14 protein-coding genes and 1 pseudogene are annotated in these 19,834 nt (G+C 37.7%); 12 read left to right on the forward strand and 3 right to left on the reverse strand.

Annotated features, from left to right (window positions below):
- The first annotated feature begins 66 nt into the window (after window positions 1–66).
- The 3 genes from A5844_RS07540 (at window position 67) to A5844_RS07550 (ending at window position 9,605) form a co-directional block, all read left to right on the forward strand.
- Window positions 67–1,302 carry an MFS transporter gene (locus A5844_RS07540; RefSeq protein WP_086284587.1) on the forward strand — a complete coding sequence of 412 codons (1,236 nt, stop codon included), beginning with the start codon at window positions 67–69 and terminating at the stop codon, window positions 1,300–1,302.
- A gap of 97 nt (window positions 1,303–1,399) precedes the next feature.
- Complete coding sequence (locus A5844_RS07545) at window positions 1,400–2,011, forward strand: metallophosphoesterase family protein (protein WP_086284588.1); 612 nt, start codon at window positions 1,400–1,402, stop codon at window positions 2,009–2,011.
- A gap of 760 nt (window positions 2,012–2,771) precedes the next feature.
- The gene (locus A5844_RS07550) at window positions 2,772–9,605 is read left to right on the forward strand and encodes a hypothetical protein (protein ID WP_086284589.1); all 6,834 of its coding nucleotides are present in this window, start codon (window positions 2,772–2,774) and stop codon (window positions 9,603–9,605) included.
- A gap of 555 nt (window positions 9,606–10,160) precedes the next feature.
- Here A5844_RS07550 and A5844_RS07560 read toward each other — a convergent pair.
- Together A5844_RS07560 and A5844_RS07565 are read right to left on the reverse strand one after the other, a co-directional pair.
- Complete coding sequence (locus A5844_RS07560) at window positions 10,161–10,364, reverse strand: hypothetical protein (RefSeq protein WP_086284590.1); 204 nt, start codon at window positions 10,362–10,364, stop codon at window positions 10,161–10,163.
- Between the two features lie 9 nt (window positions 10,365–10,373).
- Window positions 10,374–10,796, reverse strand: coding sequence for a hypothetical protein (locus A5844_RS07565; protein WP_086284591.1), 423 nt, complete (start codon window positions 10,794–10,796; stop codon window positions 10,374–10,376).
- 175 nt (window positions 10,797–10,971) lie between these two features.
- Between A5844_RS07565 and A5844_RS14635 the strand changes: the two are divergent.
- From A5844_RS14635 to mnmA, 6 genes and pseudogenes are all read left to right on the forward strand, one after another.
- Window positions 10,972–11,085: pseudogene (locus A5844_RS14635) on the forward strand (recombinase family protein); the annotation flags it as partial.
- A gap of 230 nt (window positions 11,086–11,315) precedes the next feature.
- A complete protein-coding gene (locus tag A5844_RS07575; RefSeq protein WP_086284592.1) occupies window positions 11,316–11,564 on the forward strand; it encodes an AbrB/MazE/SpoVT family DNA-binding domain-containing protein in 249 nt (82 codons plus the stop codon).
- A complete protein-coding gene (locus A5844_RS07580) occupies window positions 11,565–11,882 on the forward strand; it encodes a type II toxin-antitoxin system RelE/ParE family toxin (RefSeq protein WP_086284593.1) in 318 nt (105 codons plus the stop codon). It begins immediately after the preceding gene.
- Between the two features lie 1,037 nt (window positions 11,883–12,919).
- Window positions 12,920–13,213, forward strand: a complete 294-nt coding sequence (locus A5844_RS07585; protein ID WP_086284594.1) for a hypothetical protein — start codon at window positions 12,920–12,922, stop codon at window positions 13,211–13,213.
- A gap of 42 nt (window positions 13,214–13,255) precedes the next feature.
- Window positions 13,256–13,516 carry a hypothetical protein gene (locus A5844_RS07590; protein ID WP_086284595.1) on the forward strand — a complete coding sequence of 87 codons (261 nt, stop codon included), beginning with the start codon at window positions 13,256–13,258 and terminating at the stop codon, window positions 13,514–13,516.
- 340 nt (window positions 13,517–13,856) lie between these two features.
- Window positions 13,857–14,978 carry a tRNA 2-thiouridine(34) synthase MnmA gene (gene mnmA / locus A5844_RS07595; RefSeq protein WP_086284596.1) on the forward strand — a complete coding sequence of 374 codons (1,122 nt, stop codon included), beginning with the start codon at window positions 13,857–13,859 and terminating at the stop codon, window positions 14,976–14,978.
- Between the two features lie 354 nt (window positions 14,979–15,332).
- Here the strand turns inward: mnmA and A5844_RS07600 are convergent, their stop codons facing one another.
- Window positions 15,333–16,598: a multidrug efflux MFS transporter gene (locus tag A5844_RS07600; protein ID WP_086284597.1), complete on the reverse strand. Its 1,266-nt coding sequence runs from the start codon at window positions 16,596–16,598 to the stop codon at window positions 15,333–15,335.
- 147 nt (window positions 16,599–16,745) lie between these two features.
- Between A5844_RS07600 and A5844_RS07605 the strand changes: the two genes are divergently transcribed.
- The 3 genes from A5844_RS07605 to A5844_RS07615 all read left to right on the forward strand — a co-directional run bounded on the left by A5844_RS07605 (window position 16,746) and on the right by A5844_RS07615 (window position 19,833).
- A complete protein-coding gene (locus A5844_RS07605; RefSeq protein ID WP_086284598.1) occupies window positions 16,746–17,330 on the forward strand; it encodes a TetR/AcrR family transcriptional regulator in 585 nt (194 codons plus the stop codon).
- Window positions 17,331–17,447: 117 nt separating this feature from the next.
- Window positions 17,448–17,825: a DUF1033 family protein gene (locus tag A5844_RS07610; protein ID WP_086284599.1), complete on the forward strand. Its 378-nt coding sequence runs from the start codon at window positions 17,448–17,450 to the stop codon at window positions 17,823–17,825.
- Window positions 17,758–19,833 (forward strand): DNA topoisomerase III, encoded by a 2,076-nt coding sequence (locus A5844_RS07615; RefSeq protein WP_161972812.1) that lies wholly within the window; start codon window positions 17,758–17,760, stop codon window positions 19,831–19,833. Before A5844_RS07610 ends, A5844_RS07615 begins: the two co-directional genes overlap by 68 nt.
- Window position 19,834: the final 1 nt, after the last annotated feature.

Below are 19,834 nucleotides of genomic sequence, written 5' to 3' on the forward strand. Positions count from 1 at the left end.
AAATTTCTGGTAGTAGGAATAATCGAAATGATATGATACTAATAAATGAAAAAATATGGGGGATTTATGGAGAATCATTGGAAGAAGAATATCTATCTATTTCTAGCTGGACAGTTTTTATCAGGAATCACGAGCATGATCGTACAATATGCCATTATTTGGTACTTGACTCAGGAAACCGGATCAGCCACGATTTTAAGTTTTGCCACATTGTTAGGGATGATCCCGATGGTTGTTCTTAGTCCTTTTGTTGGTCCTTTGATTGATCGCTGGGATAAGAAAAGATTATTGATCGTAACGGATATCATCGTCGCAATTTTTGCTTTGATCCTCTCGATTGCTGGTACGGTGTCAGCCACTTTTCCATTATGGTTAGTCTTTGTATCGTTATTTGTTCGTTCAGTCGCCCAAACGTTTCAAATGCCTACGATCCAATCTATTTTGCCCACGATGGTCCCAGAAGAAGAATTGACTCGGATCAACGGACAACTAGCGATGGTCCAATCCGCCAATTTTATTATTGCTCCTGGACTTGGGGCGTTCTTATTTGCTATTGTACCGATGAATCAGTTGATTTTGTTAGATGTCTTGGGGGCTGTTTTTGGTGTAGGGTTACTTATTTTCGTAACGATCCCAAAACTGATCACTCAAGGGGAACCGGTTCATCTATTGACCGATACAAAATTTGGGATAAAAAAGTTATACGAGAATAAAGGACTTTGGTACATTATGCTCAATGGAGCAGTCTTTACCTTGTTATTTATGCCAGCTGCTAGTTTGTATCCGCTGATGACGATTAGTTACTTTGGCGGTACAGTGGGGCAAGCCGGATTAGTTGAAGTGGTTTATTCGGTAGGGATGTTGATTGGCGGAGCAATCATTGGTTTATTTGGTCATTGGAAAAATCGGATGCAACTTGTCTTTATTGCCTATGCAGTCATTGGGATGACGATAGGTGCTAGCGGTTTGTTGCCGGGAACTTCTAGAGGATTTATTTACTTTGTCTTACTGAATGGACTCGCAGGACTCGCAACACCTTATTTCAATACACTGTTGATGGCTATGATCCAACAAAGCTATGAACCTAGTATTTTAGGGCGTATCTTAGGGGTGTTCAACTCTTTGATGTCGATTCCTGGACCTATCGGATTGCTGTTTGCTGGACCGTTAGCAGATGCTATTGGGGTAGAAAAAATGTTTCTGATTGCAGGAGTTGGAACAGTGCTTTCGGGAGTGATATTATTTTTGATACCTTCCGCAAGAAACTATGACGTGGAACTACAAAAACGAATCAAAAAATAAGAACGGACTGTCAAAAAATACTTGCCTGAAAAAATTAGTCATCCTTGCTTGATCTTTTGATTTGCTATACGCTAGTAAAAAAGAAAGGTGATGAGCCATGAATTTTTTTATCAGTGATATGCATTTTTTTCATGAACGCTTACTAGGAAAGAATGACTTTGCTCCGAGAATCTTCAAAGATGTCATAGAGATGAATCAACAATTGATCGATAGTTGGAATGCTGTCGTAAAAGATACCGATCATGTCTACCATTTAGGGGATCTAGCGATGCACCCGCAGTATGAAAAAGGCAGTGCAGAAGTCCTTTCTTTGGTGAGACAATTAAAGGGAACAATCCATTTTATCAAAGGCAACCACGATAGCCGAGCGTTTTTCCGTTATTTAAAACAGCATGACCCAGGTATAGCAGGAAGCAGCAAGAAGTTTTACTTTTATGATGTGGGTGCAATCGTAAAATTCAATCATCACCAATATTATCTGACACACTATCCCATGTTACTTGGTGTCAATGAGCAGATCCGTAATCTTCATGGCCACATCCATAACTATAGTGTACCTATTAGCAAGGATGTAAATGTGGGGGTAGATGCACCAGAAAGAAAAATGCTAGAAAGATCCCTACCCTTTGGTACGCCACTATCCGAAAATAATATTGAAGAAATTTATGAAAAGAAAGAGACAGAGTTAAAAAGATTGCAAGAAATGTAAAAACAAATAATTTCACATGAAAAAGAGTACTCTTTTTATTTTTTCTACAGAGATTAGCCAATAGTTGTTTTATAATGCACAAGATAAGTGTGTGTATGAATCCATCAAATAAGTATAAACGGTTGACCTGAACATAGTAACAGGAAGAATCATTCTGCAAAGATAAAAGCACCTTCTAACAGCGCTGTGATAAAACTGTTACAAGGTGTTTTGTCATAAATATAAAGGCTCTTCGACAAGTAGTGTTGGTGAGTTCAAATTGAAAGAATTTCGGTTCTATAATATCTAGTGTTAGTAGAAAACAAAATTGTTTTCCACCAACACTAGATATTATAGAACCAATAGTTTTTGGCCTTTATTTTTTATAAGAATATTTTTATCATTATTGCAGTTCATTATTATGTTTTCTTAAATGATAGTTAGAAGAGCCACAGGGTATACTCCAATAGTCACCCATTTTATTTCAATCTATCGATGATTCTTGACGGCCAAGAATGTTATGCAAAATAAAATACCTGACAATAGATTTTACATGATGAATTGTATTAAAAGGAGTGTTCAAAAATCGTATGTACGTGGACACGCACCAAAAGGTCAAAAAAGTTTAAAACTCTTGATAAGTCAGGAGTTTTATTTTTTTAGTGTATCTTTACAAGTTTGTATTATATTCTATAAAAAAGGGGAGATTAGGAGGTGTTTTTTGTTGACTACATACGAATAAACCATCTATATCATTAATTTAAATAAAGGAGTGCCAAAGATGCCCAAGTTACCACAAGATGCTTATAGAGAAAAAATTGGAAATAACAACAACAAACGGAATGATGAACATCCGTCAGGAACGGATCAAAAGGTTTTAACCTATATGGCCAATCATAATGGTCTAACGGCAACACGCAATGGTGTATGGACATTTACTGGATTAGTTCAGCTATTGAGTATTTTGCAAAACCTTCACTTATCAGATCCTCCCGAACAACATCCGGTTGTTGAAAAAAATTCTCCTGCTTTTGAAGTCACTACCCGGATTGATGTGAGAAGAGATGGGAATCAGACAAGAATTCATTCCTTTGTTTCCACTTCCACCATTAACCCGGCGCGTATCCAGTCCTTGAATACGACCATGCCTCAACAGTCAACGTCGATTGCCTTACCGTTTGTCAGTACCAGTCCTTTTTTTGGCAATCAGCCCTTCTATAATCAGACAACGACAACCACAACCACAGCCATGCAACAAGACATCGATGTCGCGAAGATCACGCATGAATTGAGTTTTTCTGTTCACCAGAGCGCGCATGAGATCTATCAAGCTTTAAAATGTTACGCCACGAGAAGGACCGATCAGGTGAATACCTATATCATCGCAGGAGTAAGTGTGGAACAAACGAGATTGACAACGATTTGTCAGGATGCGGTTGGTCGATCGAATGCGCAAAATGAGCAAGGAATGAAACAAGAAAGTGAGCATGCGACCCTTTCTTCTCAGCACATGAATAATCCAGTTCATTTTTCTGCAGAAGAAGCGGCTCAAAAACTAAGTAAAGCCTTTCAAGCTGCTTATGAAAACAAACAAAATGCCACAGAGGATGAGCCAACCAATGTACATAATCAAGTGACAGGAACGTTTTGGAATGGGTTAACCGAGCAGTTTTACCAGTTCTTTTCCCAACATGAACATACGTCTTATACCCAAAAACAAGAAGGGGGAAGCGAGGGAACGCTATTTTCGCATATTGTGGATTGGTTCTTGCAAGCCTTTTCGGTGAATTATGGCGAACCAATTCCCCCGATACCGATACCTCAATCGGAAAAGAATCGACAAGTTCCAGTGAATATTCATCCTATGGACCATTCGCTCCCAACTAAGACTTCGAAAAAAGAAGCGAAGAATGAAAAGCAAGTGAGCAACCATCAGGAACCCCCTCCAGAAGCGGCAGCTGTATCGAACCCTGAAGAAGAGAGTTTTTTGGCACAGTTCTGGGATATGGCAGTAGATATTATTGAAAGAGTGGATGGATATATCCAATATTTTAATTTTAATGTCTTCCCACACTTAGGTGCTGAAGCTAGGCCGATTCCTGTTGGCATTGAAACAACTGTCGAAAACAACCCGATCCACGTGACGACAACTCCTAGTGAAGCTACTGAGTTAAATGTGACGCAAGCTGGAGAAATCGATATCACTCAAGAGATTAATCAAAAGATCCAAGCGTTTTTGCGTGAAAATAAGGATGATCCAACCAAGGCAGTGGTTCAGGAAGAACAGGAAATTCCTCTTCCAACGTGGAACAGGGAACAAAAAGAGAACATCCGTAAAAAGCTGGTTAATTTTTTCATGGAAAATGGAATTGCCTGTCAAGAATCTAATGCCAAAGATCTAATAGAGACAATCGGTGAGTGGGTCCTTCTTGAAGATGCAACGCCACCAACGTTAGATATGGTGAAAGTCAAACAACTTGCAAAACTTATCCTAGAAATGGGGGAAGAGGCAGTGATTTCAGAGGAACAAGCAAGTCTAACAGTCGGATCATGGGTCTATGAAACAATCAAAGACAACCAACCTGTAGCTTTAGCGCTTGTTGCAGAAACGACAAAACAACCAGAAGGAACAAGTACACCATCAACAACGAGTAGCTCTCAACCAGCAAGTACCCCTCAATCAACAAGTGTAGACAAACAAAAAAACAACATCGTCGAAACGGATGGGATTCAATGGGGGGATCCCAATGTGCGTAAACAAGTGGAAGCCTTTTTTCAACAGAAGAAATTACTCTCGGATCAATCAACCAAAGAAGAACTATTGATCGCTATGGGAAAACGGATCACAAAAGAAGAAAACGACCAATTGAGCTTTGATTATGAAAAACTTCAACCTGTGGCGAAAGTAATCCTGAAAGCATTGAAACTCAATGATGGAAAAAACGGAGAGAAGATCTCAAATAAAGATGCCGAATTAACGGTCATGAAATGGGCCTTTGAAACGATATTAGGAAGTTCAGTTGAAACCTACATAGTCAAAACACTGGTGTCAGCTTCTGATGTGGATCAATTTACCATAGGGCGATTGAGAGATTTATTTACAGTTAAAAACTTGGAGAAAGAAGGCTTGATTCAGCTAGACATTCCTACTCTTTCTCAAAAGCACAAGAGTCGCTTTAATAAATTATGGAACTTTTTGCTCCAACAAGAGTTACCCAACTACTTTTTAGATAGTAGTGGCTTAGCGGATGATTTGTTGATTTCTGATTATGCTTCCTTGATGCAGCTAACAGGGGCGAAAATTTTAAAAGAGGGAGGCTATCTTGAGTCGTTTAGTTCAGAAGATAGCCGGTTGATGGGGCAACATTTCTGGGAAACCATCCTTGAAAAAGGAATCACCACCTATGAAGAATTCCGCCATCTTCTAATGCCTTCTTTACTTGCGGTCGCTCAACTAGAACCAAATCTGTTACGAGAGGCATTGGCTACGGAAACCTATAAAGAAGTAGCCATCAGCACATTTATAGGCTACCAAAAAGAAGGCTATTATAAGATTATCGAAAATCAAGAAATTCTTGACCGTTTGTATAAAGCTTATCAAAAAGCCTTTCTTAAATGGCGTCGAAAAGAAGCATTAGCTACAGCTTTAGCACAGACATGTCGCGACAAAGGGTCTCTCACTTCTTTGGATGTGATCAAACAAAATTATCTTATAGGTGCAGCGGATCCTTGTCCAGACATTGACTGGCTTCCAACAAAATTAGAAGCTAGGTATACTAAGTTGACGAAAAATGTAGCAGAGGCGTATTTGCCACTGGATAAGAAATTGGTAGAGTTTGCACTAAACGCCTTCGAAAAAGAGGAACGAGCGTTTATTTTCTCAGAAGGAACTCATCTATATGAAGCGAATGCCGAGTTGAAAAATGAAAGTGACTATATAGAGGAGATGCCGGTCACAAGTGGGTCTCCGGCTATCCATTTCTTACTTTCCGTGAGGAAAAAAAAGACCACGACTCTTAATCTAAACAAAACGGATCTGTTTGTGGCCGTCAACGGAAAGGAAGAACGGTGGTATGCGTTGAAACAGTTGGATAGCGAAGGGGGCTATCGTTTTTATCGTGTCAACCAAGATCCTCTGTTATACCTCAAATTTGGATTGTTTGATCAGAAAAACCGTTGGAAAAATGGGTACAAGAAAGAAGGAAATGAGATTCGGATCGGGGATAAACTTTTTACGTTTTCTACTCATGTGAATCGGAATAAAAAATTATCCCATGGGATTGAGACAGCGCCATTCATTGAAGTACTTAGTCGTAAACATAGTGATACACTGTATGACCAACTCTACGAATCTGGAGACGACAAAGCAGCTGTTCAAAAAATGTGGGAGGTCGCTAAACATTTTATTCCTTTTTATGATTGTGTGACAGGGATCATTAACCAAGACACGGAAGAAGCAGTTGTTTCGTGTACGATTGATGCCTTACTTATGATTCCAGTATTCGGTCAGATTACCTCCCTCAATATGAAATTCGCATTAGGTGTGGCTAGAGCCTTTGCCCGAGGGGGAATTCGCAATGTGATCAGAAGCAGTAAAAGTTTCCTCCCCACTATGACTGAAATCAGAAGACTTGTGCTGACTTTTGCACAGAATCTTGATCCAGGGTTTGAGCCACTCATAGGCGGAGGGCGTTTGATTGTTCGGAAATTAGTGAAGTTCAAAAATGAATTACACGTAGGTAGGAAAATCAAAGACTTGTTAGAAAGAGTCGAAAAACTGGAGAAGGCGCAAGAAGCGCTAAAAAAATCAATTGAGATGCTCGAGTGGAAGGGCTTGGAAGTGCCGGTGAAAAAAGTGAATGATCATCTGTATATGCGAGTGACGAATCTGGAAACAGCGGAAGTATTTGGCGACTTATTTATGAAAAGAGGCACTCGCTTAGAACCCTATAGACCCGCCACATTTACGACCGAACAACTAAACTTGATCAACCTCTTGGAGGTGAAGCTGGATAAAGATCAGGTCTTTGTCGTGGAAATTAATTCAAATCCTCAAGCCTATGGCACAGGGGAGATCACAACTGTCGAAAAAAAAGGAGAAGAAACGAAGCGTTTTATTCGAATGAAGGGGAAACTGATTGAAGTGTCTATGACAATCATCAAGGAACATGGGTTCCGATTGGATGTTTATGACCCTCATCTTAGTAAGAGCTTCCCAGTAAATTTTAACGGGGTAGAATGGTATTTTGAAGCACCGACTTCTCCTTTCATATCAAAATCCGTAGAGGAAAAAATCGCTAGGGAATTGGACAAGTTTGAAACACGAAAAAATCCAAGTGATCTTTCTGCGCCAGCTGTAAAAGGATTGATGTGGGAGGAGTCAGGCAGATCCCATATTAAGATCAATGATCATTACATTCCATTGATCGCACTGGATAAAAAAGACAATCGGTATCATTTAGTGAAAAAGGATGACAATGAACCAATGACCATCTTAAGATTTGATGAAAAAAAAGGCAAGTTTCGTTTTGAGACAGATTTGGAAAGAACGAAGGTGGAGGCAATCGAAAAGACAAATAAGAAAGAAAAATCCCCTAAGTTAGAGGTTTTACAGCATAAAAGAAAACTAAAAAAACAGGATACCACCTCAGGGACATCAAAAGTATCACAAGAAGAGACACCGGGCATCTCAGGGACATCAAGAGTGTCTCAGGGAGAGACGTCGGGCACCTCAGGGGCATCAAAAGTATCGCAAGGAGAGGCACCGGGCACCTCAGGGACATCAAAAGTATTGCAAGGAGAGACATCTGGTACTTCAAGTACAGAGGTTGGTCAAGTGGTAATTAATGATATTCCCAAATCCGCAGGAAAACGTGATTTATGGAGTAAACTTAGAGAAGCAGAGCTTTGTGAAGATGTAGTTCTAAGAATAGAAGATCCTAACGTTCGACTTGCACCGTTAACTGAATTTGTTTCAGATTTGCCTAATAAATATTATCCTAGTGACGAGGAAGTAAGACAGAGTATTTTGAAAGTAATTAAACGGAACTTTCCGCCCAATTCTACCTTTAAAACAATGGCGGGGGTTAAGCCTGATAAAGTGCCAGATTTTCTCAAGCCGTTTGTTCAAGATATAAAGTATAATCTTGAACAATTAATGGAGTTTGCAGATTCCGGAATAGCCATATTTGAAAAATTATTGCTTGACAAAACTACTGCAAAAGCAGAGCATACCAAAGCTGTGGTAAACGCTGAGGTTGACAACGCTGTGGCACAAGCTGTGGTTGACGATGCTGTGGCAAAAGTCCAGCTGGCAGAATCTACGCTTGACCAAGCGATTGCAAAAGCTGAGCTTAAAGAAGCTATGGCAAAAGCCGAGCATGCACAATTTGAACTTGACAAAGCGGTTGAACTAGTTAAGTTTGATAAAACTCTTTCCCAATCTAATGTAGGGAAATATTTAACAAAATTACTTTCAATAGATGAGACTCCTAGCCAAGAACTCCTCATAACAGAAACGATTAAAAAATTTTTGCATAGATTGAAAAAACTCAAAGACTTCTATAAGCAATCAAAGGAATGGGACTATGAGAATATTTTGCTCGTTTGGGGTGATTCATTCGTTAAGAAAGAGGGGTCAAATGTTTATGTATCAACAGGTGATCTAACTATTCCGAAAGCAGAGGTTCTTGTCGCTGATGGAGAATGTCGAGTCATTATTTATGCAGATAGTCATCATTTGGATCCTCAAAAACTTCCAGATTATGAGCTAACAGCAAGACCATCACGAGTATTAATTCATGAAGGGACACATCTTGTTTCACATACAAAAGATCTGGCAGTTCAATATTTTCCCCTAAGAGGGACGGAAACGACTGCAGCACAAGCAATAACACTGATTTATGAAGAATTAACAAACATAGTAAATTTAGATTCTCAACCTTTCAGTATCTTTGTGGATCATTTAGCTAAAGAATTGAATTTACCTAACTTATCCAAGTCTGAGGTTATAAGGGGAATGAGTGAAGATGATGTATTGTTTTATAATTTTTTATTGACAGATGCAGAATTATCTGCATTGATTTTAAGAGACATTATCGAAGGAAGAGGGGTTAATGAAATCGTTCGTGTCCCAAGAAGTACAGATAACCAAAAAATGAAATTGAAATTTCTGTTCCTCTATACGGCAATGGCTTATCTGTTTAGAAATTCAAATTTAGAGGTAAATCTTCAATTAAACCAAATGAAAGAACAGGACACAACAAAAGTAACGGATAATGTGAGTACAGATATCCCAAGTAAAGAAATAACGGAAGAAAAAAGAATGACAGGACACACGGAGTCTTTAAAAAATCTAAAATACAGAGCAAAAGATAGGTTGAAAAAGGAAGTCTCAGACCTTATAACGACTAGTATGACAAAAAGTAACAACAGTACAACTGAATTCATTATAAAAGAACAAGGAGTAACGAGCCCAACACCAGCTCCATCGACTCTAAGTTTCTCGGATCTTGTCACTAGGAGTATTGAAAAAAGAAATAAACTTCGTCAAAATGTATCGAAGAAACGAACACACAATCGACAAGAAGCAACTCCACAATATCAATTCGAGTAGGTCATTCAAAAAAATATTGGTAAGGTAATGTTTATTGCCTTTTCATGATGCGGAAATTTAAGTTTAATCTATGTAAAATGATTTTTGATCAAAAAAGTATTAATAGTGAAAAGTAGTTCAATGGATCTTTATCTGGAGGCGAGTAGCGACTGGTTGCTTTAGCGTACAACTTATTTACCAATCAAGATTTTTATGAATATGAAGATGGCAAGCGATAAAATATATCTCCGCTAGAAATATTTTCTGGCGTGGATGAGAAGGGATATAAGCTAGCAAAGAACGCAATTGATATCAGATTCCAGTTTTAATAGAATCTGATGCAACCTTTATCTTATAGTATATTCATAATAAACACGCACAAACTAGCACTTTACACTTAAAACTCTTGATGAGTCAGGAGTTTTATATTTTTAAAGTGTGTCTTTGGGATTTTATATTATCCAAAACAAAAAAGAATCAATCGAAGCAGAAATACGCTTCGATTGATTCTCGATGAAATTCTTTCAATTTGAACTCACCAACACTACTTGTCGAAGAGCCCTTTTTATACAATCATTATTTTTCTTTTTGATATGTTTTTTGGTCTCTTTTTTTTCTTTTTTCTTCAGAATCTTCTAGATTAGAAATTGCTTTTTGAATTTTTTGTGTCTCCTGTAAAGTTCGCTGAACTTGTAAAGCTGATTCTTCTTTCGGTAAATTAATTTTACTTAGAATATCGCTATCTTGATAAAAATTTGGTGTATTCACAAATTCTGGCATAAAAAACACCTACTTTCTAGTTAAGATTCCTGAATAAGTCGCAATCCAATTATTTCCAGCTGATTTATAATTTTGTAAATACAATTTCCCATAGTACCAATAACCATTTCTTTTTTCTTTCCAATTCCGTGATTTAGGAGGTCTAGAAGGCCAACCAACTTTATCAAAAATCATCGTTCCTGTCACTCGTATCGTTTTAGAAGCTGCTCGAGTAAGTAATGGAGAAACTGTTAAATAATTTTCAGTAACAGTTAAGTCGTTAGTTGGGTTACCAATTGCTATTCCGTCCTTATCTAAAGGAGTTAATTCTTGGTTATTATCTACTACAGTAGTTGGTTCATTTACACTATCAGCAAATGTAGGGATTGTAGTTCCAGTTACACTAACTCCAATAGTTAAAATACCTAAAGATAAAATAAACTTATTTTTCATTGTCTATCACCTCGAAATCCAAGTGCAGAAAGCGTTTTCTGAATAAATCTTAACAGATGAATCAAGTTATATACTAGAAAATTCATAAAATATATTTTTAATGTCATAATCGTTTAATTTTTCTAGATTGTCATTTATTTATAAAAAATATTGCCATTTAAAAAGAAAAGTGACAGCTACAGATAAAGAAGTAGAACAACAAATGGGTATTAATCGTAGAATATTTAGAAGATACAGGATGAAATATGGAATTACAAATGAGATGAGGCAGCAGAAAAATGAAGAATGAAATTTATGTAAGTTCACAGGACGACTCACACGGTATGCATAAACACATGAAGGTTTGCGGCATGCACTCCAATTATATGATAGTGGCGAAATAAATGACTGTGAAAAAAATTTGTGTAATTACTTATGTATCAAAATCAATATTGTATCGTGCACTTCAGCATTGTTGGTAATTTCCGTTATAACATGTTATAATTTATGTGATAAAAGATTAAAAGGAGCGTGAAAAATATGCAATCAATTAAAGTCCGGAAGATTGGAAACAGCGTAGGGATTATTTTGCCAAAAGAGCTAGGATTGAAAAACGGGGATACTCTTCAAGCAGAAAAGGAAGGAAACCTTTTTATTTTAGACATCACTCAAACAGCCAAGGAGCATGATAAAAAGCTAATAGAGGAAAGTTTCCAAGACTTTGAAAAAGGCTTGACTGTCACAGAAGCTGAAATGAGAAAAACTTTTGGAAAGTATGGTTGGAGTTAAATGGAAGAGTACAATCTAGTTTATTCCAAAAGTTTCCAGCAAAGTTTATCGAATTTAATAGATGAGTGGGAAAATGAGCTTGCTCTTTCTCCAGCCAGTATAAAAAGATTTGTGGGAGCTATTCAAAAGGCGCTGGAGCTTACTAAGACGTTCCCGAAAATGTATGAGGAAGTTTCCAAAATATACGGTATGGATACCCCAACTTATCGAATTGTGATCGGCAAAAGCTATGCTTTATTTTATCGGATCGACCATGAGAAAAAAGAGATACTTGTAGGACGTATTTTCCAATCTAAACAAATGAAACTAGACTTTTAATAGAGAAGTCCTCGGGGACACTGCCAGCGGTTCTAAGGGAATGATATCTCTAGGTTTTACGGAGTTTAATAGATCATAAGTACCGTATTCCGGCTTTTTTTCAAAAGTAATATTTCCAAAATTATTTCCAATGTTAAAGGACCATAATGGTAGAATTCGGGCCAATCTTTCTCCTTCTTCTTTCGAATAAATTTTATTAACTGAAATGGCGTATTCTCGTAACTGCTTGTCATCTGGATCAGGTATATTATTGTAATAGATAGTTGAGAATTCTTCAAAAGATTGATTGAAGGAAGCGTATTCATCTGAGAAAAAATTATAATATCCCTCTAATGTTTGATCAAAAGTTGTTTCTGCGTAGATGTGTATAAGAGACAGATTAATCGTAGAATATTTAGAAGATACAGGATGAAATATGGAATTACAAATGAGATGAGGCAGCAGAAAAATGAAGAATGAAATTTATGTAAGTTCACAGGACGACTCACACGGTATGCATAAACACATGAAGGTTTGCGGCATGCACTCCAATTATATGATAGTGGCGAAATAAATGACTGTGAAAAAAATTTGTGTAATTACTTATGTATCAAAATCAATATTGTATCGTGCACTTCAGCATTGTTGGTAATTTCCGTTATAACATGTTATAATTTATGTGATAAAAGATTAAAAGGAGCGTGAAAAATATGCAATCAATTAAAGTCCTGTCTCTTATACACATCTAGATGTGTATAAGAGACAGGGTATATATAAAATAACGTTTTTTGTTGTGGTTGTGGTGTGTTTTGTGGTGATATAGTTAGTAAGGGAGATTCAGATCGAAACAAATTGAAAGGGGGAAATACATTTTATAAATAGCCATCAATAGAGTGCACGAGCTTGAACTGTTACATGAACAACTTGGCTCTACTTCTATATTGACCCAACAGCTCCTCATGATGATTGTATGGAGGGTTTGATAGAATTTTGATTGGCATTTGTCTTTGATAAAAAAAATTTAGTTAACTTATATTAATGGAAAGGAGTGTTTTAACTTGATTTCTTTAAACAATAAAACCTATACGATTATTGCTGTTTTATTAACAGTGGCAAGTATATTATTTTTGTTTTCCCCAATGTTCACCAATAAACTGAGGTTATACAATGAGTTTTTTACAGGGGATTTAATATTAGCCATTTTTGTTACTCTCTCTTGGGTATGTAATGGCGTGAGTCTAGCTTTTGCCTCAATGATGGCGTCTAATTGGATAAAAAAGACGGTGCTTGGCCTCAATTTTGTGATGATGTATGGTGCGCAATTTCTAGCAACGTTCATGGTATTCCTTTGATGACATATCAAAAAATTGGGAATAGAAAGGAATGAATCAGGAATGAAGAAATTATCAAAGTATTTACCTGTGATGATTAGTATGTGTCTATCGACGATCTTTCTGGCTGGTGCTTTATTGTTAGGGGGAGGAAATGGGATTGCATTATTGTTTTTAGTATTTATCCCTGGTCTAGTTGGACTTTATTTTTGTACAAAACTTGAGAATAGTTATATGAAATGGCTACTGTTTGGAGTGAATTATGTATTTGCTACCCTTATTAATTTTTTATGGAACGTTCTTAGTCATTGGCTAAATTTATAAAGGATTTTTTTCAGTTGATCAGCCAGATCGTGAGGGAACATACCGATTTTGTAGTAGGATTGTTATAAAAATAAGAGAGGATATTTTTTGCTGTGGATTCACTTTTCATTACATAGAATAATCGCTTGTTTTTTTGAAAGAAAGAGCAAGTATCAATCGTTCCATAGTTTTCAAAAAATGGGTGGCAAGGGATTTATTTATCCGTTAAAGATTGAATGTGAGGATTTGAGTGGATTAGGGGTGGAAATTTCAAAAAAATGACGTATAATGTAAAATACTGAAAAGTTGCGACCTTCAACTCGTAGATGTTTCAGAATCTAATTGAAATGATGGTGATACCATGACAGACAACAGTAAAATACGCGTTGTCGTTGGGATGAGCGGCGGAGTCGACTCATCTGTAACAGCACTTTTGTTAAAGGAACAAGGTTATGATGTCGTCGGGATCTTTATGAAAAACTGGGATGATACTGACGAAAATGGCGTATGTACGGCCACTGAAGATTATAAGGATGTTGCGAAAGTAGCTTCACAAATCGGTATTCCTTATTATTCTGTCAATTTTGAAAAGGAATATTGGGATCGTGTATTTGAATATTTCTTAGCGGAATATCGTGCAGGGCGGACCCCTAATCCAGATGTGATGTGTAACAAAGAAATTAAATTTAAAGCTTTCTTAGATTATGCGTTGGATCTAGGCGCAGAGTATGTGGCAACAGGCCACTATGCCCAAGTTGTCCGTGATGAAAATGGCGTTTCACATATGTTGCGTGGAGTGGACAACAATAAAGATCAAACTTATTTCTTAAGCCAGCTTTCACAAGAACAACTATCTAAGACGATGTTTCCGCTAGGTGGCATGGAAAAGTCTGAAGTACGTGCGATTGCGGAACGAGCTGGTTTAGCCACTGCAAAGAAAAAAGATTCGACTGGTATTTGTTTTATCGGCGAAAAGAATTTCAAACAGTTTTTAAGTAATTATTTACCAGCGAAAAAAGGAAATATGGTGACGCTTGATGGAGAAGTCAAAGGTCAACATGCTGGTTTGATGTACTACACGATTGGACAACGTCAAGGTCTAGGTATCGGTGGGGGGGGAGACTCCCAAGAACCATGGTTTGTTGTAGGAAAAGATCTAGCAACCAATACGTTATATGTAGGGCAAGGGTTCCATCATCCTGCATTGTATGCAACAAGTCTTGATGCGAGTGAAATCCATTTTACAACCAATGAAGGAATGCCAAAAGAATTTAAGTGTACAGCAAAATTCCGTTACCGTCAGCAAGATGTGCCGGTTACTGTTCGTTTATTAGAAAATAATCGTGCAGAAGTCATTTTTGACGAACCAGTTCGGGCAATCACACCTGGGCAAGCAGTTGTCTTTTACGATGGCATGGAATGTCTAGGCGGCGGTTTGATCGATCACGCCTATCAAGAAACAAAAGTCTTACAATATGTATAGGATAAAGAATCGTTTGTACTAAGGGTGTTCAAGAGAAACTGTTGTAAGTAAGAGGACAGAAAGCTGACATCAAAGCAGATACGAACTTTTCGTGAACTACTAGATGTTCTTCCTAAATAATATAAAAGGCAGAGAAACTCGAAGTTTTCTTCATTCGAGATTCTCTGCCTTTTTTGATTTGAGCGTGGGATAAAAGCGTTATTTACTTTTGTTTCACGCTTTAAATACATATAAACGGCGGGAGCAGAAGCAACTTCTTCGGAAATAAGCCGAAATTCACAAAAATTTGAAAAGCAATTTTCGTGAATTCCTTCTTATTTCTCGGAGTTAAACGCTTCTGTCCCAGCCTCTTTTTTACTTGTGTGTGGCTGCATAGGTTTTTGAAGGGTGTTCTTCTCGTTGATGAAGTGTTTGAGTATTGCGACGGACAAGTAAAAAATTGATGAATACGAGTAATGAAGTAGATAAAAATACGCCACGATACCCAAAAACACTTGAAACACTTGAGCCGATCAAAGGACCTACGACATTCCCAGTAGCTTGGAAAGATTGATTATAGCTGAAGATCCTGCCAGCTGCCTGAGTAGGGGAATATTTAGTGATCAGTGCTTGAACGGCTGGTAGTAAGCACGCATCAGAGATCCCAATCAAAAAACGAAGGACAGCCAGTTGCCATACGTTCGTCACGAAAGCCATTGGAATATAGACGATCAGGGCAAATCCTAAGCCGATGGCTAGAATACGCTCACTACCAATTTTATCCCCCAGACGCCCAAAACGAGGAGCGGCGATCAATGTGGCAATACCTGGTATCGAAGCAATGATACCGCTGATCAGTGTCACATTGCCATGGTCGTGTAGCAATTGGCGGATATATAAACTGATGATCGGGCTAATGGAATTATTTGATGCTTGGATGATCATCGTGGTGATAAACATGCCAATGACAACATGGGGATATTTTAACTCACTGAATATTTGTTTTGCAGAAACCATCTGCTCTTTTTCTACTGGAACAAATGTTTCATGAACAAAGAAGAGACTTAACAAGAAGACAAGAAATAAAATAGTTCCAGTGATGAAAAAAGTGAAGCGATAGCCAAATGCCGAAGCAGACAGACCACCAAGTAATGGACCAAGCAAAGTTCCCGTAACAGATCCAGTAGCTAGAGTACCTAAGACTTGACCACTTTTTTCTCTAGGCGTTCCAGTTGCAACTAAAGCAGTTGCATTGCTAATGTAACCAGAAAAGATACCTTGTAATAATCGCAATGCTACTAATTGATACACACTTGTGACTAGCCCCATCAATGAAATCACGATGGCCATTCCAAGTGAAGCACGTAAAAGCATCAATTTTCGTCCTTTTTGATCTGCGAGTTTCCCCCACCAAGGAGAAATCAAGGTTGTGACGAAAAAGGTAGAAGAAAAAGTCAAACCACTCCAAAAATTCAATTGCGAAGTACTATAATTTCCTAAGGTATCTATGTAAAGCGACATGAAAGGCATGACTAAACTAAACCCAATTCCTGCCATAAACGTACCAAACCACAAAACAACTAAGTTTTTTTCCCAGGTTTCTCTTTTTTTGACTAGCGATTCTTTTATTTTAGAACCCATATGAAAGCCTTCTTTCTGAAAATTTCCATCAACAACTAGTTATGATAAACTACAATCTGTAGTTTATCAATAGCCAACCTTTTTTATAATAGTTTTTCATGGTAAACTGGTTAGAAGAAAGACCATCCATAAAAGGGGAAACAAAAAATGAAGAAAAGGACATTGTCCCGAGAAAAAATCATCGATTGCTTTCGAGGATTGGCAGAAGAGATGGATGTACAACAGATTACTTTCCAACATTTAGCAAAAGCTCTGGCAATCAAGTCACCTTCTCTTTATAACTATTTCAAAAATATACGTGAAGTTAAGACAGCATTGACTGCTAAACTCTTGCGGGAATTAAATGAACAGTTGTGGCATAACTTAGTTGGGAAAAGTAAAGGGGAAGCGATTCAAATCTATGCACAAACGTACGAATCCTTCGCTTTGGAAAACCAAGCAGTCTATCCATTGTTGATCAGTATCCCCCAGACAAAAGAAGCGATTTTGTTAGAAGGAATACAGGAAACAAATCAGATCATTTTCCAGATACTTGATTCTTTTTCTTTATCGAAAGAAGAAAAAATCCATCGTTGTCGCGAGCTTAGAAGTATTATCCATGGGTATCTTTCTTTGCGATTTTTAGGTTATTTTACAAAAGAACCGGATGTCGCGCCTGAGGATAGTTATCGTTGGATGATCCAAGAGTTTATTGCCAGTTTGAAGGATGAATCTGCTAATTTATCCAGCTAAAATCCAACTAATTTTATAGGTATTCATAAAATGCTCCTTTTTAAGTAAAATTTCTTGCAACTTTCTAAAAAAGTGACTAATATGATTTTAGGAAAAGTGGAGAAAAGGAGCGGAAATATGTATCAAGTAATCACGATGTTCGGCGATAATGAGCCTTGGTGGTTTTTTGAAAATTGGGAAGAAGATATCGAGGTAGAAGAATCTTTTGACTCATTTGAAGAAGCACAACAAATTTATGAAGAAAAATGGCTTGCAATTAAAAATAATTATGAGTATATCCATGCAAAAAATAATTTTCTAAGCGCCTTTTGGAATGATGGAGATGAGCGCTGGTGTGAAGAATGCGATGATGACTTACAACAATACAAAGGACTTGCGTTGTTAAAAGATCATCAGCCGATCACTTTAGAAAGCAGAAAGGATTTTTATGAAACAACTAATTCTAGCGGAAAAACCAAGCGTTGCGAAAGACCTAAGCAAGGTGCTTGGTGCTAATCAAAAACACAAAAATTATTATGAAGGACCCAAGGTGATTGTGACTTGGGCCCTTGGTCATTTATTAGGTCTCAAGATGCCAGAAGATTTGAATCAAGAATGGCAGAGCTGGCAAATGGAAACATTGCCAATGATCCCTAAAAAATTAGGCATCAAACCACTCCCAAAAACAGGACATCAATTAAAAGCCATCAAGCAGTTAGCTAATCGAAAAGATGTATCTGAAGCTGTTATCGCTACAGATGCCGGACGAGAAGGTGAATTAGTAGCACGTTGGATTTTAGAATACGTCCATTTCAATAAACCAGTGAAACGCTTATGGATCTCATCACAAACAGACAAAGCCATCAAAGCAGGGTTTAAACAATTGAAACCAGCTAAAAGCTATGATGCCTTGTATGAGTCTGCATTGGCAAGAGCTAAAGCGGATTGGTTAGTCGGCTTGAATGTGACTCGGGCATTGACAGTGAAGTATCAGGATAATCTATCAGCAGGGCGGGTTCAAACACCTACATTGGCCTTGGTTCGTGATCAGGAAAAGAAAATCGAGTCATTTCGTCCGCAAACTTATTTTACGATCTCATTGGAAGTGGGAAATGAACAAGCAAAAATGCTTCAAAAGAATCCATTTTCGCTGAAATCTCATGAAGAAGCGCAAGCTTTTGTCAAAAAAATGAGCCAAGAAAAAGGAACTGTCACAAGTATTGACGAAAAAACAAAGACAGAAAAAGCACCTTTGCCTTATGACCTGACAGAAATCCAACGAGAAGCAAATCAGCGTTATGGCTACTCTGCGAAAAAAACGTTGAGTGTGGTTCAAAGCTTGTATGAGACCCACAAGATCGTGACCTATCCACGGACTGATAGTAAATATTTGACTAATGATATGAAAAGTACGATGAAAGAACGTTTACAAGCAATCAGTGATTTTGCCCCAGAAGTCAAACAATATCTGAAAAATGGCGCAGTTGTTCGTCAGACGAGTGTCTTCCAAGACAATAAAGTGACAGATCACCATGCTTTGCTGCCTACAGAAAATCGTCCACGCTATGAAAAATTAAGTAATGAGGAACAAAAAATCTATCAAATGATTGTGACTCGCTTTTTAGGGTTATTTGCAGAGCCTCACAAAGTCAGTCAAACAAAAATCACGGTTGAGTTTGGCAAGGAACAATTTATCTTCCGAGAAAATCGAGTGTTGGAAGTAGGATGGAAAACTTCAGCGCAAAGCCATGAGGAATCTTTTGAGTGGCAAAAAGGCATGCGAATCCAACCGAACTTTACAATCAAAAAAGAATTATCGGCACCTCCAAAACCATTGACTGAGGCAACTCTTTTAGGACTGATGGAAAAACATAGTTTAGGAACTCCTGCGACCCGCGCTGAGATCATTGAGAAATTGATCAAATCAGAACTAATGGAACGTACACCACAAGGATTGCAAGCTTCACCAAAAGGCAAACAGCTTCTTGAATTGGTGAATCCTTCGCTAGTAACACCTGACTTGACAGAGAGCTGGGAAAAAGATCTAGAGGCCATTGCACTTGGAAAAAAACAAGCACAAACATTCTTGCAATCAATCGAAAAAGAAACAAAACGACTCGTACAGGAAATCAAGACAAGCCAGCAACAATATCAAGATTTTTCGATTACGCAAAAGAAATGTCCAGACTGTGGTTCGAATCTACGTGAAAAGAACACACGTGACGGTAAAATCTATGTGTGTACGAACCAAGATTGTCATTACCGGCGTCGTAAAGATCCAAAAGTTTCTAATCATCGTTGCCCACAGTGCCACCGCAAAATGGAGATTATTGAAGGAAAGAATGGGGCATACTTCCGTTGCAAATATGATGGCACAACAGAGAAAATGTTAGACAAAAAAGAACAAAAGAAAAAAATGACCAAGCAAGAAGAACGTCGCTTGCTCAAAAAATATACGCAAGTAGAAGAACCTGCGGAAAGTCCATTAGCAGCTGCTTTAAAAGCTGCGATGAAGCAAGAGTAAA

Source organism: Candidatus Enterococcus wittei, assembly GCF_002140175.1.
Taxonomy (GTDB): Bacteria; Bacillota; Bacilli; order Lactobacillales; family Enterococcaceae; genus Enterococcus_B; species Enterococcus_B wittei.